The organism is Mesorhizobium sp. M00.F.Ca.ET.216.01.1.1 (assembly GCF_004010325.2).
Taxonomy (GTDB): Bacteria; Pseudomonadota; Alphaproteobacteria; order Rhizobiales; family Rhizobiaceae; genus Mesorhizobium.
Map to the genome: position 1 here is coordinate 1 of NZ_SADR02000488.1, position 294 is coordinate 294.

1 pseudogene is annotated in these 294 nt (G+C 66.0%); it reads left to right on the top strand.

The annotated features are described in order from the left end of the window. Window positions 1–294: pseudogene (locus EN859_RS37095) on the top strand (ABC transporter substrate-binding protein); the annotation flags it as partial.

A 294-nucleotide genomic window follows, 5' to 3' on the forward strand; every position in this document is an offset into this window, starting at 1 on the left:
AGGGGCCAACAAGAACCTGTTCGGCGGCAAGTTCGACCGCACGATGAGCTTCTGGCAGAATTCAGAGCTTTCGGCGCTCGGCCATCCTGCCGACGATCGCGAGAAGGCGCTGCTTGCCCCCTACCCCGGCCGCGTGCCGCTCGAGGTGATGGACGGCACCTGGCGGCCGCCGGTCACCGACGGGTCCGGCCAGGACCGCAAGGTGTTGCGAGCAGCCTTCGAGCTCCTGAAAGGCGCCGGCTATCGCGTGGAGGACGGCAGAATGCTCGATCCTCAAGGCAATCCCTTCGGCTT